The sequence below is a fragment of the Candidatus Pelagibacter sp. HIMB1715 genome (genome assembly GCF_052047595.1).
Classification (GTDB): domain Bacteria; phylum Pseudomonadota; class Alphaproteobacteria; order Pelagibacterales; family Pelagibacteraceae; genus Pelagibacter.
Genome location: NZ_JBNAJY010000018.1, coordinates 1 through 16,461, shown reverse-complemented (window position 1 = coordinate 16,461; position 16,461 = coordinate 1). Strand labels below are relative to the sequence as shown.

Sequence of the window (16,461 nt, the reverse complement as noted above, 5' to 3'; positions counted from 1 at the left end):
TATGATAAATATATTATTTTATTTTATCAATATCGTGGATGTTTGTTAAGGAATTATTAAATTCTTCAATATTTTCTCTCAAAGCTAAACTAGAAATTGAATAAATCATTATTAATAACAAAACTAAAGGTAATGAGGTAACAATTGACGCATTACTTTTGATTAACAAAATATAAAAAACAATAAATAAAGCTGAACGAATTAAAACTGTTTTTCTAAATACACTTATTATTGAAAGAGAATGTTTAAGTAATTTGAAAAAACTCATTTGAGATGGGCCAAAATATCTTTTTCCTCTAATTGATGGAGAAGAAATTAAATCTTTTTCTATTTTTTTTAATGACCCAGAAAAACTATTCCAAGTAGATTTTTCATCTAACATTTTTTTAACAGTTGCTTTTGAAAGACATGTAAAATTACCAAATTTAATTGATTGCCCAGTAAATGCTAAAGTTAAAAATTTGTGAAATTGGTAACATAATTTAAAGAACATACTTTCTGATCTTTTAACCCTTTCACCTATTATAGATTTGTCTTCAGCTTCTTTTGATAATTCGACAAAGTTTTTAATTTCTTCAGGTCTATCTTCACCATCACCGTCCATTGGAATGACATAATCAAATTCCTTTTTCTCATAGATATATTTCAAACCAGAAGCAATACATCTAGCGTGACCTCTGTTTTCTTTCATATTGATGATTTCAATTGAGTGAATATTTTCAATATTTGGATATTCATCAATGATTTGCTGTGAAGAAGCATCATTAATCACCACTAATGATATTTCAGAATTTAAATTTTTTATCTCATGATTAATATTTTCAATTAATAGCTTCAAAGACTCTCGGTCATTATAAACAGGTACTAAAATGACATATTTCATAGATTATCTTGATCCAACACAGATACTATCAAGACACATATAATCTTTCAATTGATCAAGTTTCTCTCTTTGAACTATGCCTTCCCAAACTGGTCTAGATTTTAAATGATAAGATAAATTGCCTGCATTCCACTCGTCTCCAAGAACAACATTGATCTTAGAGCTAAATTGTTGATCCCAAGCATATTGAGTTTTCATGGCAATTTCTTTACCTGGATAATCTGTTCTCTTATCGTCTTTTGAAACAGAAACATAAGCATAAAGAACAGGTGATAAAAAGAAAAAGAATAAAAATCCAATCATAAAGGGTTTTAATTTTTTTAAATTTATTTGAGACTGAAATAAATAAACAATTAATGTTCCAAAGAACAAATAAAATGGTGTCATCCACATTGTTCGAATTTTTGAACCTGTTATCAATGAAGTTAAAAACATCAGAGCAATTGGCAAGATATTTATTGCTAACAAAAATAATAAATTTTTATCTTTGAAATTTATTTTAAATTTAATTTTTTTAACCAATAACAACGTTAAAATTATAAATGGAATTAATATACCAATTTGTTTTCCTAAAAATATTAATGGAAATTTGATGTGATCAATGAAACTTGATTGCTCTAAACCTGTTCTTGCAAGTCCATAAGTAATTGTAATGAATTCATTGTTATTAAGCCAAATTAAGTGAGGAACTAAAGCAACTATAAAGACTTCTATTGTAATCAAATATTTAAAATCAAACTTTCTTTCTTTCTTAAAAATTAAATAAATGAATAAAAGTGCAATAGATACTAATAAGTAAATGAATAAATATTTTGATAAAAATCCAAGTGCACCAAACAAACCTATTAAAAAACAATCCCAAAATTTAATATTTTTACCACTATAAATTTTCCAAGAATAATATGCAGTTAAAGACCAAAAAGGTAATTGGCATACATTTACGTTAAATTCAGGTGTAGTAAAATTATAAAAATAAATCGTTTCAATTAGTAAAACTGAAATTAAACCAAAAAATTTGTTTTTAAATATTTCGTTCGAAAGTTTAAAAACATAATAAAAAGAAATAATTACAAAAATTTGGCTTAACAAATAATAAACCCAGTCCTGTGACCCAAATATTTGAAAAAGAACTTCTGGAAAAAAAGCACTCATAGGAGGGTGCTTATTAAAACCCCAATCTAAATTACTCCCCCAAGCTAATGCCTCAATTGTATCTAAAGGTAAATTGTGATTTGTAAGAGTTGGAATCAAGGTCCAAAAAATAAGATGAGATGTAACAAAAATATAAAAAAGATTATCTATATTTTTGTTATTAATAGTCATTATTTAAATATTTATAACAATTCAGCTTGCTTGACACCCCTATTTTGCTGAATATACTCCAGCCATTCAAAATTAAGCGATGCCTAAAACTACTAAAGTAAAGAAAAAAGTTTCTAAACCTAAAGCTAAAGTTGCAAGTAAGCCAAAAAAGACTGCGGCTTCTCCAGCTAAAAAAGTTCCTATAAAAATTTCAAAAACTTACGTTCCAAAAGAAACTGAAAAATATATGTGTGAAAAACATAAAGTATTTTTTAGAATGAGATTAAATGAATGGAAGAAAGAATTAATTAAATCAAACAACGAAGCGCTATACAATGGAAGTATGGATGACAACAATATTTCAGCAGATCTTGTGGATCAGGCAAGTTCATACATTGATAAAAATGTAGAAATGAAAGCAATTAATAGACAAATTAAATTAATTTCTGAAATCGACAAAGCTTTAAGAAGAATTATGGATGATACTTATGGGTATTGTTTAGATACAGCTGAACCAATTGGTTTAAAAAGATTAATGGCAAGACCTGTTGCTAAATACACAATTGCTGCACAAGAAAAGCATGAAAAAGAAGAAAAAGTTCATGTGGATGATTAATTAAATTTTAGGAATTTTTGCCTCTTTATCCATAAAGGCATATCCTTTTATAACAGCCTCACGTTCAGAAATTTCTTGATACCATCTAGATAAGTTTTGATAATTTTTTAATCCAATATCATGCCATTCATGTCTTGCTAACCATGGCCATGTTGCAATATCAGCAATAGTATAATCATCTCCAGCTAAAAATTTAGATACTTTTAATCTTGTATCTAATTCTCCATAAATTCTTTTAGCAATTTTAAAATATCTTTGTTCACCAAATTCACTTTTTCCTGGATTATAATGATGAAACTGATGATGTTGACCGATCATAGGGCCAATAGTTCCCATTTGAGCCATTAGCCATTGATTAATCACTAAACGATCTTTTTCATTATAAAATTTTCCACTTTTTTCACCTAGGTAAATCAATATTGCACCAGACTCGAAGATACTTTTATTGTTTTCATGATCAGTAATTACTGGAATTTTACCAAATGGACTTATCTTCAAAAAATCTGAATTAAATTGCTCGTCGTTTCCTATATCAATCTTGGTTACTTTGTATTCATAACCAATTTCTTCCAGCATAATACCTATCTTCCAGCCATTTGGAGTATTAGCAGAAAATAATTCTATCATTTTTTTACACCAAGTCTCTCTTGAGCAGCTTTTGATGTAGTAGAAAATTCAAATCTTAATTTTTCATCTGGTCTTGCGTACTTAAAACAACCTCTTGCAGCAAGAGCTCCTTCATGAAAACCTGAAAGAATTAGTTTTAATTTACCTGGGTAAGAACAAATATCACCTATAGCAAATATACCATCAACATTTGTCTCAAAATTTTCGGTATTTACTTCAACTGTTTTTTTATTGATGTTTAATCCCCAATTTAAAATGGGACCAAGTTGCATAATCAAACCAAAAAAACCAAGAACATAATCAGATTGTAATTCTTTTATTTCTCCCTCATCATGTTTTATTTTCACTAAACTAATTTGATTGTCTCCGCTAACAGAGTCCATTTGATATTTAGTGTACAAATTTAATTTTCCCTGATCATTTAATTCTTTTACTTTTTGAACACTAGACTCCGCTCCACTAAATCCATCACGTCTATGAATTAAATTTACTTTAGATGTATTTGATAATTCGATTGCCCAATCTAAAGCTGAATCTCCTCCACCAAAAATTGAGATGGTTTTGTCTTTAAAAATTGTTTTATCTTTAATTGAGTAAAATAAAGAAGATCCTTCAAATTTTTCACATTCTTTTACTGGAAATTTTCTTGGTTCAAAAGATCCAACTCCTCCAGCAATAATAATTGCAGCTACATCAAATTCTTGGTTTCCACTTGTTTTGACATGCCAACGATTTTCAACTTTTTTTAGTTCTTCAACTCTTTCGTTTAGATGAAATTTTATATTAAAAGGTTTTATTTGTTGAAGGAGATTATTTGTTAATTCTTCTCCAGTGCATTCTGGTACAGCTGGAATATCATAAATAGGTTTATCAGGATAAAGTTCGATACACTGTCCGCCTGCTTTATCGAGATTGTCAACTATTTCACATTGAAGTCCTATAATTCCAAGTTGGTGAGCACAGAACAAACCCGTTGGTCCTGCTCCAATAATTAAAACATCTGTTTTGTTCATCTAAGCTTGCTTTTCTGGAATAGTAACTTCTAATCCATCTAATTCATCTGAAACAATTAATTGGCAACTTAATCTACTATTTTGTTTTGGTTCATATGCCATATCCAACATATCCTCTTCACCATCTTCTTTTGCTGGAAGTTTATCTAACCAATCTTCTTTGACATAAACATGACAAGTAGCACACGCCATGCCACCTCCGCAATCTGCATCAATTCCTGGAATATCGTTTTGAACTGCACCTTCCATCACTGTCAATCCATTTTGAATATCAATAGTATGGGTTTTGCTATCATGTGTGTGGTAAGTAATTTTTGCCATGCGTTATATATAGGTTTTTATCTAAAATGAGCAAGTAAGTAAAAACATACTTAGCAAGATTTATGCGTTCTGAGGTTCTGGTACTTCCTTTTTAAAAAAGTAGCTAGTGTCTTCAGTTTGTTTCATTATAGCTGGTAAAATTTCTTTATACGCATCAATCAAACCATCATTTGTTCTTGGTAATTGATCTTTAATATGATGATGAAGTTTATCTAAATTATAAGATGGAACTGTTGGAAACATGTGATGAGTTACATGATATTCCATTTTCCAATATAAAAAACTTAAGATAGGATTTAAATACATTTCTCTTGTTGTGTATCTATGATCTTTAATATCTCTTGCTAAACCTGCATGTTGAGTAAAAGAAACCAGTTTGTGTAAAGTTCTTCCATAAAATTTTGGTAATAAAAAAAACAATACTGGTAACCAAGATGATGCTATTAAAGACCACAATATAATTGCAATCCAAATTACTACAAAAATTCTAGAATTAAAAATAACTTTTGATTGTGCATTTTCAGGAATGCAGTCTTGCATAACTTTAGTTTTAACACCAAATGCATGTTGAATAATTTCGTAAGCAATACTTTTTTTAAAATAAACAAGTTCCATAAAAGGAATTAAATTCATTATTAAATTTTTTGGAGTTTCTTTTAAATTATTTCCATATTCAATTTCATGATCAAACGGATTTTCTGTTGAATATGTATTTCCATGATGAACAAAGTGTGTGTATCTCCATCTTAATGGTTCAAAATTAGAAAGATAAGAAGAGATATAGTAAAAAAATTCATTTAAAGATTTTGATTTAAAAGCAGTTTTGTGACCTGTCTCATGCCACAATGGATTTGAAAAACCATAAATATTTCCGTAAACCAAAAACCAAAAAGCAGACCACCATGTGCCCCAAGTTATGTAGGCCATAATTCCTGTTACTAATAATAACCCAAAAAAAACGGAAACATGCTGAAGCCCTTTAATATCTGATTTTTTTGAAAGCTCTTTAAGAACCTCTATATCAACTTGGCATCGGTGCCATTTTTCAAGTTTTACATCCATAATAAAAAATATGTATAATAACTATACATAATTTTACATAAGCGAAAAAAAAAGGGCAAGTACAAAATTGTACCTGCCCTTTTTTAAATTTTAAGTAAAACTACTACTTAGCTCTACCAGGTTGTTGCATAGCTGCTGCCCAAATGATCAGACCGAAAGCGATCTTGTTCAAGAAGTCAGCTGCGTTGTAAATCACGTTTAGTGAGTTAGCATCTACACCACCTGTTAGGTAACCAAAAATGTAACCTAATGGGTAGATCGCCCAACCTACAGTAACGATCATTCTCATTGCACCAAAAGCAGTTACAAGTGCTTTGTTACCACTTTTCGCTGCTCTCTTACCTGCTTCACCAGAGAATACTTCATATAAGATGTATACCCAACCAGCCATACCGATTATGAAACCAAGTGTAGCGTTGATGTATCCAGCTTCTCCTAAGTATCCACCTACTAGCATTACTAATGTACCAATCATTAGTCTCCAGAAAATTCCAGAGTCTGATTTGTTTACTGCTGATAGAACAAAATAGAATTCTAACATCAATAATGGCACTGTAATTAACCAGTCAATGTATCTGTATACAGTTGGTGAGTCACCAGTAGCGATCCATACATCTCTCATGTACATGTAGTGTACGAATGCAATACCAGTTACTAGACCAGCAACTGTCATTGAAACTCTCCATCCAGCTGGAACTGAACTTCTTTCTAAGAAAAAGAATACAGTAGCAGCTAAACAAGCCATAGACACTAACCAAAACGAAATACCTACGAAATCGTCTTGAGCCAGCATAGCTGTTTCAGCGTTTGCAACACCAGTTGCACCCATAAGAGCAACAACTGTAAGAGCAAACAATTTAAGTTTTTTCATAAAAAACTCCCTCTTCGTTAGTTTTTATTTATTAGTTTATATAAACTAGACTTAAGTAACCCTAAGCCAAAGTTGGGGTTAAATAGCAAATTAAATTAGTTTTATGAAGACTTAATTGTCATTAATTTGCATTGATTTTACTGAATTTTTAAAATTAAATACAATTTATAAGTTAAAAACCAAAAAAATATCGAAAATCGAATCAAATTAGAATGTCAAAAAAATTTCAAAGTATTTACGAACATTCTATAAAAAATCCTGAAAAATTTTGGCAAGAAGCGAGCGAAGATATCTTTTGGTTTAAAAAACCAACAAAAATTCTAAATAAATCTAATCCTCCTTTCTATAAATGGTTTGAGGATGGTGTTACTAACACTTGTTATAATGCTCTAGACATTCATATTGACCAAGGAAGAGGTCAAAAAACTGCTTTAATCTACGATAGTCCTATCACAGGTAACAAAGCTAAGTTTACTTACGAAGAACTAAGAGCAAAAGTATCAAGGTTTGCAGGTGCTTTAAAACAACAAGGTGTAAATAAAGGAGACCGAGTAATCATTTATATGCCAATGATCCCTGAGGCTGTAATTGCTATGCTTGCTTGTGCTAGAATTGGAGCAATACACTCAGTTGTCTTTGGTGGATTTGCCTCAAATGAACTTGCAAGCAGAATAGATGACAGTAAAGCAAAACTTTTAGTAACTGCTTCATGTGGTTTTGAACCTGGAAGGACAGTTGAATATAAGCCTCTTGTCGATGAGGCTATAAAAATAGCTAATCACAAAATTGAAAAGATGATTTTGTTCCAAAGACCAGGAAACGAAGTCAAACTAAATGCTCCAAATGAGATCAGTTGGGGAGAAGCAGTTTCAAATGCAAAAGATGCTGATTGTGTTGAGATGAATTCAAACGAATTTGCTTACATTCTTTATACATCTGGAACAACTGGAACTCCAAAAGGAATTGTTAGAGACATTGGTGGTCATATCGTAGCTCTTAAATGGACCATGAAGAATATCTACAATATTGATACTGATGATATTTGGTGGTCAGCAAGCGATATTGGCTGGATTGTTGGACACTCTTATATTGTTTATGCTCCATTGTTCAAAGGATGCACCACAGTTTTATTTGAAGGAAAGCCTGTTGGAACTCCAGATGCTGGTGCTTTCTGGAAAATTATTTCAGATTATAAAGTAAAATCATTATTCACTGCACCAACTGCATTTAGAGCTATCAAGAAGGAGGATCCTGAAGGTAAATTTTTCTCAAAATATGATTTATCTAGTTTTGAGAGCTTGTTCCTTGCTGGAGAAAGAGCAGATCCAGATACTATCAAGTGGGCTGAAAATTTATTAAAGGTCCCAGTGATTGACCACTGGTGGCAAACCGAGACTAGTTGGGCAATCAGCTCAAATTGCACTGGTATTGAAATGATGGAGACCAAATATGGCTCAGCTTGTAAAGCGGTTCCTGGATATGATGTCAAAATAATTAAACCAGACCAATCTTTAGCTAAACCAAATGAAATGGGAGATATAGTTGTAAAACTACCTTTGCCTCCTGGAACATTCCCTACTCTTTGGAATGCAGATCAAAGATATAAAGAAAACTATATGACTAATTATGAAGGTTATTATCAAACATACGATGCGGGTCACATTGATGATGATGGTTATATTTGGATCATGTCCAGAACAGATGATATTATTAATGTTGCTGGTCACAGATTATCAACTGGTGCCATAGAAGAGGTTTTGTCTGAACATCAATCAGTTGCTGAATGTGCAGTACTTGGAATTGCAGATAAACTTAAAGGTCAATTGCCAATTGGTTTAGTAGTTTTAAAATCAGGTGTTGAAAAAGATAATGAAACTATATCAAAAGAATGTGTGCAAATGGTCAGAGATAAAATTGGCCCAGTTGCTGCTTTTAAGACTGTTATTGTTATAAAAAGATTGCCAAAAACTAGATCAGGAAAAATTTTAAGAGGAACAATAAGAAAAATTGCAGATGGTGTTGAGTATAAAATTCCACCAACAATAGATGATCCGGCAATACTAAATGAAATAAAAGAAGATTTGGTAAATCATAAAATTTTAAATAATGATTAAAACTTATATATTTTTAATTGCTGCAATTTTTTGTGAAGTTGCTGGAACAATGTTACTACCAGTTTCTCAAAACTTTACCAAAGTTGTACCTACAGTTGCTTTATCAATTTTTTATCTTTGTGCATTTTATTTATTAACTTTTGTTGTAAATAAACTTCCAATTGCAATTGTATACGCTACGTGGAGTGGATTAGGAATTTTTACAATTGCTATACTAGGATATATATTTTTTAAACAAACCTTAGCTTGGCAAGCAATCTTAGGATTATTTTTAATCGTATTAGGTGTAATTCTAGTAAACAGCTTTACAGTTAAGCTTAACTAAATTGTAAAGGAGTTCCTTCTGGATCTCCTAAAATTTTCCCATCTTGCATTTTAATTTTTCCTGCAACGATAGTGTGAGTGGGTGTTCCTTTAAATTGAAATCCATTAAATGGAGACCATTTACATTTACTTTCAATATTTTCATTTTTAATCTCAATTGTCTTATTCATATCCACAATTGTAAAGTCAGCATCATATCCTTCTTTAATAAACCCTTTATTTTTGATTCCAAAAATTTTAACTGGGTTTTCACAAACAAAATTCACTAATTGATTTAAACTAAGTTTTCCATCATTAATATGATTTAACATTACTGGCATCAAGGTTTGAACACCTGGCATCCCTGAAGGAGTATTGGGGTAAACTTTATCTTTATTTTCTTTTAAATGAGGTGCGTGATCTGATCCAATAGTATCATTGAAATTATTTCTAACACCATACCAGAGTCTATCATAATGAGATTTGTCTCTTAATGGCGGGTTCATCTGAGCATATGTTCCAAGTTTGTCATAACAATCTGGAGCATAAAGAGTTAAATGCTGTGGAGTTATCTCAAAAGTAATATTTCCTTTATGCTGAGAAAGAAAATCAATTTCTTCTTTGGTTGTTATATGAAGAACATGAGCTTTTTTCTTATGTTTTTCTGCAATTCTAACAATTCTTCTTGTGGATGCTATGGCACACTCTGCGCTCCTCCATACGGGATGTGTGTGGACATCTCCTTCTTTAATTAATTTTTTATTAATCTTTAATATTGCTTCATCTTCAGAGTGAACTGCAACGACTTTTGAAGCGTTTTGAAAAACTTTATCTATATCGTCTTCTTCGGCAACTAATAAATTTCCTGTGGAAGATCCAGCAAAAAGCTTAATTCCACAACAACCTTCTAAATTTTTTAAACTAGCTAAATCGTCTGCATTATCGGCAGTTGCGCCAAAGTAAAAAGCGTAATTGCAATACATTCTATTTTTAGCGAGATCTAGTTTTCTTTGAAACTCTTTCATGTTTGAAGTTGGAGGATTAGTATTAGGCATTTCAAATACACTAGTAATACCACCTGCTATTGCCGCCCTACTCCCTGAATGAAGATCTTCAGTATCAGTTGATCCAGGTTCTCTGAAATGTGTTTGGGTATCTATACATCCAGGTAAAACTGTTTGACCTTCAGCATTAATTGTCTCTTTTGCTTCATCTGAAATTTGACCAATCTTTTGAATTTTTCTATTTTTTATTGCAACATCAACATCTTTTAATTCACCATCGATGTAACATTGTCCATTTTTGATTATAAGATCTAACATTTGAAGAAAAAGTTATTATATTAAAATGATAACTTAATCAAATATGAATATTAAAAACGTTTACATTTTAGAAGATAGATCAATTCTTTATATTAATGGCGAAGATGCAAAAGATTTTCTACAAAATCTTATTAGCAATGACATTAATAAAGTAAGCGAACATAATAGTTGTTTTACATCTTTATTAACTCCACAGGGGAAGTTCTTATATGAATTTATAATTGTAAAACATAAATCTGGCTATCTTTTAGATTGTGAAAAATATCAAGCAGATGGACTATTTAAACAGTTATCTCTTTATAAGCTAAGATCTAAAGTTGAAATTCTTAATTTAAGTAATGAATTTGTTGTAGCAGCATTTTCTCATGAAAAATTCTTAACTTTTGATGGAGCAAAAGATCAACCTGGACGCACAATTAAATATAGAGAAGATCCAATATTTTTAGATCCAAGAAATAAACAATTAGGAGCAAGATTAATTATTAATTTAGAAAAACTTTACTTGTCTTTAAAAAAATTAGATCTCCACGATGCAGATGTAAATGAATACTATTCTTTAAGTCATAAAATAGGAATAGTTCCAAAAGATTTAAACAAATTACAAGATAAATTATTTGGTATAGAATGTAATTTTGAAGAATTGAATGGAATTGATTTTAAAAAAGGTTGTTACGTAGGCCAAGAAAATACAGCTAGAATTAAATTAAAAAATAAACTTTCAAAAAGATTAATGCCTATAAACATAATTAGTGGAAAACTATATGAAGGAGAAAGTATCTTTAATAATAAAAATGAAATAGGTAAAGTGTTAATAAATAATGATTACCCCTTCGCTTTAATTAAATATTTAGATGAAAACTTTGACGAAAAAGTTAAATTTAATACTAAAGAAGCCTCAATAAACATAAAAAAACCTGAATGGATTAGTTAAAATTGAAATTTGGTGCGGTCGGAGAGACTCGAACTCTCATGGACTAAGTCCACACGGCCCTCAACCGTGCCTGTCTACCAATTTCAGCACGACCGCGATATGTCTCATAATAAATGAATGACAAGTATGTTTCAAATTGGTAAAAAACTTCATGGAATTTACACAAGAAGTACGTAAAGCAACAGATCCAATTTACCAAAAAATTTCAAAGGTGATACCTGAGATAGAGTGGTCAGTGCACGCACCATACATTCATAAAATAAATAAATTAAAAAAAGAAAAGAATGCAGTAATTTTAGCTCACAACTATCAAACACCAGAAATTTATCATGGTGTTGCTGATTTCTCTGCAGACTCTCTTGCGCTAGCTATAGAAGCCTCAAAAACTTCAGCAGATATAATTCTAATGGCAGGAGTTCACTTTATGGCTGAAACTGCAAAATTAATGAGCCCTAATAAAAAAGTAATTTTACCTGATATGGAAGCGGGTTGTTCTTTATCATCCTCAATTACTGGTAAAGATGTGAGATTACTGAAAGAGAAATACCCAGGTGTTCCAGTAGTATCATACGTAAATACCTCAGCTGAAGTAAAGGCTGAAACAGATGTTTGTTGTACATCAGCAAATGCAGTTAAAATTGTTAAATCACTTGGAGTAAAAAGGGTAATATTTTTACCCGACGATTATTTAGCTAAATATGTTGCTTCTCAAACAGATGTTGAAATTATTTCTTGGAAAGGAATTTGTATTGTTCATGACCAATTTAATAAAAAAGAAATAGAAGATATTAGAAAAAATAATCCTGGAATTAAAATTATCGCTCATCCAGAATGTCCACCTGATGTAATTGAAGCAAGCGATTTTGCAGGATCCACTTCTGGAATGATTAAATATGTAAAAGATAATCAGCCAAAAAAAGTAATGATGGTTACGGAGTGCTCAATGAGTGACAATATTCAAATAGAAAATCCAAATGTGGATTTTGTTAAACCATGCAATATGTGTCCGCATATGAAAAAGATCACTTTACCTAAAATTTTAGATTGTTTAGAAAATGAAACAGGTGAAATTATAATGGATGAAGAAACAATTGAAAAAGCAAGAATATCTGTAGAGAGAATGGCAGCAATTGGCAGATAATTAAGTGTCAAAAATTAAATTAAGTAAAGAATTTATCAAAAGTACTGTTAAGTTAGCTCTAAATGAAGATCTTTATCCCTCAGGAGATATCACTTCAGCACTAATTAATAACGATAAAATTGTAAACGTTAAATTAATATCAAATCAAAATGCAGTTGTTGCTGGATTATTATTTGTTAAACAAACTTTTTCCTTAATTGATAATAAAATAAAATTTATTGTTAAAAAAAAAGATGGTACGAGAATTAAAAAAGGTTCTTTAGTTGCTTTGATAAAAGGTAAGGCAAAAAATATTTTGATTGCTGAAAGGGTTGCTCTAAATTTTTTGTCACATATTTCTGGTATAGCAACAAAGACAAATGAATTTGTAAGATTAGCTGGAAAAAAAACTAAAATTTGTTGCACTAGAAAAACAATTCCAAATCTTAGATTAATTCAAAAGTATGCTGTCAAATTAGGAGGGGGTACGAACCATAGATTTAATTTAAGTGATGAATATTTAATAAAAGACAATCACATTGCTAGTTCAGATTTAAAAACTTTAGTTATTAAGGCAATTAAAAATAAAAAAGGAAAAAAAATTACAGTAGAAGTTGATACAATTGATCAACTTAGATCAATTTTAGGATTAAAGTTTAACACTATTCTTCTAGATAATATGAGTATAAAAAATTTAAAAATTGCAGTTAAAATTGCTAAAAAATATTACGAAACAGAAGCCTCTGGAAATGTTGATTTGAAAAATGTTAAAGCTATTGCTTCAACTGGAGTAAATAGAATTTCTATAGGAAGCATTACCCATAGTGCTAGTGCTGTTGACTTTAAGTTAGAAATTTAACTTACAAACTTAGATAGGTCGGGTTTAAAATAGTTAGGACCCTTCATAACTTTCCCAGCTTCATTATAAATAGGTTTTCCATTTTCATCTAATTTGCTCATATTTGAGTTTTGAACTTCCTCAAAACATTTATCTAAATCAATTCCAAAAGCATGACCTGCTCCATAAGTTACATATAGAATATCAGTCAAAGCATCAGCAACTTCTAATAAATCTTTATTATTCATAGCTTCAGTAAGCTCATCTAACTCCTCTTTGATTAGATCTAATCTTAATTTATTTATCTTATCAGTGCTAAAAGATGGCTTAGTTTTAACATCTTGACCAAAGGTTTTCATAAAAGTTCCAACTTTACTAAAATTCGACATATTGCTCCTGTAAGTTTTTAAAAATTTATTGTATTAATATAATTATTTGTACTTAAAAATTAATCAATGAAATTAAGAAAAGAATTTGACAGTATTGGAAGTATAAATGTACCCAATGACAAATACTGGGGTGCCTCAACGCAGAGATCAAATAAATTTTTTAATATAGGTAAAATTTTAGTTAATATTTCGATAATAAAATCTATTGCTATTATTAAAAGATCAGCAGCAATAGTTCATGCTAAAGATAAATTAATTAGTGGTAAGATTTCAAAAGCAATTATCAAAGCATCTGATGAGGTTATTAAAGGAAAATTAGATGAAAATTTTCCTTTAAAAGTTTGGCAAACAGGTTCTGGAACTCAGACAAACATGAATGTTAATGAAGTAATTGCTAATAGAGCTATTGAAATGCTTGGTGGAAAAAAAGGTACAAAAAAACCTGTACATCCAAATGATCATGTAAACAAATCTCAATCTACAAATGATGTTTTCCCAACTGCTATGCATATTTCAGTAGCAATACAAACTTTAGCTAAAATGTTACCAAGTTTAAAAATTTTAGAAAAAGAATTAAAGAAAAAATCTATAGAATTTAAAAAAATCGTTAAAATTGGAAGAACTCATCTTCAAGATGCAACTCCATTATCTCTTGGTCAGGAATTTTCTGGATATCATGCTCAATTAAAAAAATGTATTGAAAGAATAGAATATGCATTGAAAGAAATTCTATTTTTAGCTCAAGGTGGAACAGCTGTTGGAACAGGAATAAACTCAAAAAAAAATTTTGATAAAAAAATTGTTAAAGAAATCTCAAAATTTACTAAAATAAAATTTAAACCTGCAGCAAATAAATTTGCTGAACTTGCAGCACACGATGCAATAGTAAATTTCTCAGGAACATTGAATACATGTGCTGTTGCATTGATGAAAATTTCAAACGATATCAGATTTTTAGGATCTGGTCCTCGAGCTGGATATGGAGAATTAATATTGCCTGAAAATGAACCTGGTTCATCAATAATGCCTGGAAAAGTAAATCCAACTCAATGTGAAGCAGTTACAATGGTATGTGCAAGCATAATTGGAAATCACAATGGAATTACTATGGCAGGATCACATGGTCATTTTGAATTAAATGTATTTAAGCCATTAATTGCCCATAACATTTTACAATCTATTGACTTATTAGCAGACAGTACAAAAAATTTTGCGCTATATTGTGTTAAAGGAATTAAAGCTAATAAAAAGAGAATAAAAGAGCATTTAGACAATTCTTTAATGTTAGTAACAGCTTTGGCTCCGCATATTGGCTATGATAACGCAGCAAAAATAGCGAAGACAGCTTTGAAGAATAATACAACACTGAAACATGAAACGTTAAAAACAGGATTAATTAGTGAAAAAGACTATGAAAGAATTGTTGATCCTAAGAAAATGATTTATCCAGCGTAATGTTTAATTACTTCATTTAATAAATTTTTGAAATAAATTTTATTTTGTAAGTTATTTTCTTTAAGCAAAATATCCTTAAAAGAATATTTAGATTTTTCAAGTGTTTTTTCGTCTATCCTGATACTCTTAATTTTGATATTTTTTTCATCGAACAAATAAGTAAAGTTAATATTAGCTTTGCTAATTTTTTTTCTTAAATTTTTTGGGGTAAGTAAGAACTTATAAAGTTCATTTGAATTATTTATACTAATTTCAACATTAGAATCTAAAATTAATTTTCCTTCTTTTACAAAAATTAAGCTATCTAAAAACTCAAAATCAATATTATTTTTCCAAGTTATTTTAGATTGATCAATATCAACTAAACCTTCTTGAATTTTAGATTTTAGCAAAACATTTTTAAAATCATCAAATTCTTTAATATTATTTCCAGCAACGATTAAATTAAAATCAACATTTTTATTATTTAAAATTTCAGTTTTTAAAAGCTCTTTCATAATTGCATTTGATGAAAGCAAAGGCGAAAGATTTAGTTTATTAGTATTACCTGTTATATTTGAGTAAAATGGCTTGAAATTAAATTTACCTAAATAAGAAAACTCAGGATTTTGTATTTTATCAAAAAATTTAAACTCAAACGAATTATCATTTAATTGATACTCAAATAAACTTTTTGTGTTTATTAAATTTATTTCTGAAAAACCTAAATAGTTTGTGTCATTATATGATGTTTTATTATCTATTTTAAGTCTTAAACTTTCTATACTTATTTTAGAATGTATTGTTTTTTCAATTTTATCATTAAAAATTTTAATTGAATAAGGTAAATTAAAAATCTCATTATTTGCATCAAACATATTTTTAATTTCTTTAGGATCGAAATAATATTTTGCGTTCCTGATATTGTTAATAAATAAAACTTCATTTTCTAAACTTCTATAAAAAACATTACTATTTAATATTTCAAATTTGAAATCATTAAAATTACCATCTAATAGATTATAAAAAAAATTATAATTTTCTTTATTTAAATTAAAATTTGCTTCTTCCAAGATGACATGATTTAATTTGATGTTTTTTAAAGAAAATAAATTTTCCAAAGAGACATAAACTTTAACTTTTTTTATGTCTGTAATTTCATTATCTTTAAAATTAATTGAGGAATTATTTGAAGTAAAATGAGGTCTTGGTAAAAATTTATAATTTAAATCTTCTTGAAAATTAAACTCTAGGTTTAATTTGTTTTTTAAATTTTTTTTAATTTCTGTAGCTACTTCTTCTTTATTGTGAATAT

At 29.3% G+C, this 16,461-nt stretch carries 17 protein-coding genes and 1 tRNA gene; 7 read left to right on the top strand and 11 right to left on the bottom strand.

The features are described 5' to 3' along the window. Window positions 1-13: 13 nt before the first annotated feature. Together ACTTAY_RS05410 and ACTTAY_RS05405 are read right to left on the bottom strand one after the other, a co-directional pair. Window positions 14-883, bottom strand: a complete 870-nt coding sequence (locus ACTTAY_RS05410; protein WP_440672646.1) for a glycosyltransferase family 2 protein — start codon at window positions 881-883, stop codon at window positions 14-16. 3 nt (window positions 884-886) lie between these two features. Beyond that, window positions 887-2,206: a glycosyltransferase family 39 protein gene (locus tag ACTTAY_RS05405; protein ID WP_440672645.1), complete on the bottom strand. Its 1,320-nt coding sequence runs from the start codon at window positions 2,204-2,206 to the stop codon at window positions 887-889. A gap of 79 nt (window positions 2,207-2,285) precedes the next feature. On the opposite strand from ACTTAY_RS05405, the gene ACTTAY_RS05400 reads away from it, so the two are divergent. Continuing rightward, complete coding sequence (locus ACTTAY_RS05400; protein ID WP_440672644.1) at window positions 2,286-2,801, top strand: TraR/DksA family transcriptional regulator; 516 nt, start codon at window positions 2,286-2,288, stop codon at window positions 2,799-2,801. On the opposite strand, the gene ACTTAY_RS05395 is transcribed toward ACTTAY_RS05400, so the two are convergent. The 5 genes from ACTTAY_RS05395 to ACTTAY_RS05375 all read right to left on the bottom strand — a co-directional run bounded on the left by ACTTAY_RS05395 (window position 2,802) and on the right by ACTTAY_RS05375 (window position 6,695). Then, on the bottom strand, window positions 2,802-3,428 hold the full coding sequence (locus ACTTAY_RS05395) for a glutathione S-transferase family protein (RefSeq protein WP_440672643.1): 627 nt from the start codon (window positions 3,426-3,428) through the stop codon (window positions 2,802-2,804). Next, window positions 3,425-4,441 carry an NAD(P)/FAD-dependent oxidoreductase gene (locus tag ACTTAY_RS05390; RefSeq protein WP_440672642.1) on the bottom strand — a complete coding sequence of 339 codons (1,017 nt, stop codon included), beginning with the start codon at window positions 4,439-4,441 and terminating at the stop codon, window positions 3,425-3,427. The genes ACTTAY_RS05395 and ACTTAY_RS05390 overlap by 4 nt, the downstream gene beginning before the upstream one ends. Continuing rightward, the gene (locus ACTTAY_RS05385; RefSeq protein ID WP_440635330.1) at window positions 4,442-4,762 is read right to left on the bottom strand and encodes a 2Fe-2S iron-sulfur cluster-binding protein; all 321 of its coding nucleotides are present in this window, start codon (window positions 4,760-4,762) and stop codon (window positions 4,442-4,444) included. It abuts the gene before it with no gap. A 60-nt stretch (window positions 4,763-4,822) separates the two neighbouring features. Beyond that, entirely contained in the window at window positions 4,823-5,824 is a 1,002-nt protein-coding gene (locus ACTTAY_RS05380) for a fatty acid desaturase (RefSeq protein ID WP_440672641.1), read from the bottom strand. 103 nt (window positions 5,825-5,927) lie between these two features. Beyond that, window positions 5,928-6,695 (bottom strand): bacteriorhodopsin-like, encoded by a 768-nt coding sequence (locus ACTTAY_RS05375; protein WP_440672640.1) that lies wholly within the window; start codon window positions 6,693-6,695, stop codon window positions 5,928-5,930. Window positions 6,696-6,907: 212 nt separating this feature from the next. Here ACTTAY_RS05375 and ACTTAY_RS05370 point away from each other — a divergent pair, with 212 nt between their 5' ends. Both ACTTAY_RS05370 and ACTTAY_RS05365 read left to right on the top strand, forming a co-directional pair. Continuing rightward, entirely contained in the window at window positions 6,908-8,809 is a 1,902-nt protein-coding gene (locus ACTTAY_RS05370; RefSeq protein WP_440672639.1) for a propionyl-CoA synthetase, read from the top strand. After that, the gene (locus ACTTAY_RS05365; RefSeq protein WP_440651054.1) at window positions 8,802-9,134 is read left to right on the top strand and encodes a DMT family transporter; all 333 of its coding nucleotides are present in this window, start codon (window positions 8,802-8,804) and stop codon (window positions 9,132-9,134) included. The genes ACTTAY_RS05370 and ACTTAY_RS05365 overlap by 8 nt, the downstream gene beginning before the upstream one ends. Here the strand turns inward: ACTTAY_RS05365 and ACTTAY_RS05360 are convergent. After that, window positions 9,127-10,434, bottom strand: a complete 1,308-nt coding sequence (locus tag ACTTAY_RS05360) for a dihydroorotase (RefSeq protein WP_440672638.1) — start codon at window positions 10,432-10,434, stop codon at window positions 9,127-9,129. The two genes, ACTTAY_RS05365 and ACTTAY_RS05360, sit on opposite strands and share 8 nt — an antisense overlap. Before the next feature lie 43 nt (window positions 10,435-10,477). Here ACTTAY_RS05360 and ygfZ point away from each other — a divergent pair, with 43 nt between their 5' ends. Further along, window positions 10,478-11,365 (top strand): CAF17-like 4Fe-4S cluster assembly/insertion protein YgfZ, encoded by an 888-nt coding sequence (gene ygfZ, locus ACTTAY_RS05355; RefSeq protein WP_440672637.1) that lies wholly within the window; start codon window positions 10,478-10,480, stop codon window positions 11,363-11,365. Between the two features lie 10 nt (window positions 11,366-11,375). Here ygfZ and ACTTAY_RS05350 read toward each other — a convergent pair. Next, window positions 11,376-11,461 (bottom strand) — tRNA-Leu (locus ACTTAY_RS05350). Between the two features lie 55 nt (window positions 11,462-11,516). Here ACTTAY_RS05350 and nadA point away from each other — a divergent pair. Next, window positions 11,517-12,506 (top strand): quinolinate synthase NadA, encoded by a 990-nt coding sequence (gene nadA, locus ACTTAY_RS05345; RefSeq protein ID WP_440672636.1) that lies wholly within the window; start codon window positions 11,517-11,519, stop codon window positions 12,504-12,506. A gap of 4 nt (window positions 12,507-12,510) precedes the next feature. Continuing rightward, window positions 12,511-13,344: a carboxylating nicotinate-nucleotide diphosphorylase gene (nadC, locus tag ACTTAY_RS05340; RefSeq protein WP_440672635.1), complete on the top strand. Its 834-nt coding sequence runs from the start codon at window positions 12,511-12,513 to the stop codon at window positions 13,342-13,344. Here nadC and ACTTAY_RS05335 read toward each other — a convergent pair. Further along, window positions 13,341-13,712, bottom strand: a complete 372-nt coding sequence (locus tag ACTTAY_RS05335) for a phosphoribosyl-ATP diphosphatase (protein WP_440613889.1) — start codon at window positions 13,710-13,712, stop codon at window positions 13,341-13,343. The genes nadC and ACTTAY_RS05335 overlap by 4 nt on opposite strands. Before the next feature lie 66 nt (window positions 13,713-13,778). Here ACTTAY_RS05335 and fumC point away from each other — a divergent pair, with 66 nt between their 5' ends. Continuing rightward, the gene (gene fumC / locus ACTTAY_RS05330; protein WP_440672634.1) at window positions 13,779-15,167 is read left to right on the top strand and encodes a class II fumarate hydratase; all 1,389 of its coding nucleotides are present in this window, start codon (window positions 13,779-13,781) and stop codon (window positions 15,165-15,167) included. On the opposite strand, the gene ACTTAY_RS05325 is transcribed toward fumC, so the two are convergent. Continuing rightward, window positions 15,155-16,461: hypothetical protein (locus ACTTAY_RS05325; protein WP_440672633.1), on the bottom strand; the 1,307-nt coding region annotated here is incomplete at its 5' end. The genes fumC and ACTTAY_RS05325 overlap by 13 nt on opposite strands.

Bases quoted from the DNA above. Each gene is read 5' to 3' on its own strand.
- ACTTAY_RS05390 (WP_440672642.1), bottom strand. From the start codon at position 4,441: ATGAACAAAACAGATGTTTTAATTATTGGAGCAGGACCAACGGGTTTG.
- ACTTAY_RS05365 (WP_440651054.1), top strand. From the start codon at position 8,802: ATGATTAAAACTTATATATTTTTAATTGCTGCAATTTTTTGTGAAGTT.
- ACTTAY_RS05395 (WP_440672643.1), bottom strand. From the start codon at position 3,428: ATGATAGAATTATTTTCTGCTAATACTCCAAATGGCTGGAAGATAGGT.
- ACTTAY_RS05370 (WP_440672639.1), top strand. From the start codon at position 6,908: ATGTCAAAAAAATTTCAAAGTATTTACGAACATTCTATAAAAAATCCT.
- ACTTAY_RS05405 (WP_440672645.1), bottom strand. From the start codon at position 2,206: ATGACTATTAATAACAAAAATATAGATAATCTTTTTTATATTTTTGTT.
- ACTTAY_RS05385 (WP_440635330.1), bottom strand. From the start codon at position 4,762: ATGGCAAAAATTACTTACCACACACATGATAGCAAAACCCATACTATT.
- ygfZ (WP_440672637.1), top strand. From the start codon at position 10,478: ATGAATATTAAAAACGTTTACATTTTAGAAGATAGATCAATTCTTTAT.
- nadA (WP_440672636.1), top strand. From the start codon at position 11,517: ATGGAATTTACACAAGAAGTACGTAAAGCAACAGATCCAATTTACCAA.
- ACTTAY_RS05360 (WP_440672638.1), bottom strand. From the start codon at position 10,434: ATGTTAGATCTTATAATCAAAAATGGACAATGTTACATCGATGGTGAA.
- ACTTAY_RS05410 (WP_440672646.1), bottom strand. From the start codon at position 883: ATGAAATATGTCATTTTAGTACCTGTTTATAATGACCGAGAGTCTTTG.
- fumC (WP_440672634.1), top strand. From the start codon at position 13,779: ATGAAATTAAGAAAAGAATTTGACAGTATTGGAAGTATAAATGTACCC.
- ACTTAY_RS05335 (WP_440613889.1), bottom strand. From the start codon at position 13,712: ATGTCGAATTTTAGTAAAGTTGGAACTTTTATGAAAACCTTTGGTCAA.
- ACTTAY_RS05400 (WP_440672644.1), top strand. From the start codon at position 2,286: ATGCCTAAAACTACTAAAGTAAAGAAAAAAGTTTCTAAACCTAAAGCT.
- ACTTAY_RS05375 (WP_440672640.1), bottom strand. From the start codon at position 6,695: ATGAAAAAACTTAAATTGTTTGCTCTTACAGTTGTTGCTCTTATGGGT.
- ACTTAY_RS05380 (WP_440672641.1), bottom strand. From the start codon at position 5,824: ATGGATGTAAAACTTGAAAAATGGCACCGATGCCAAGTTGATATAGAG.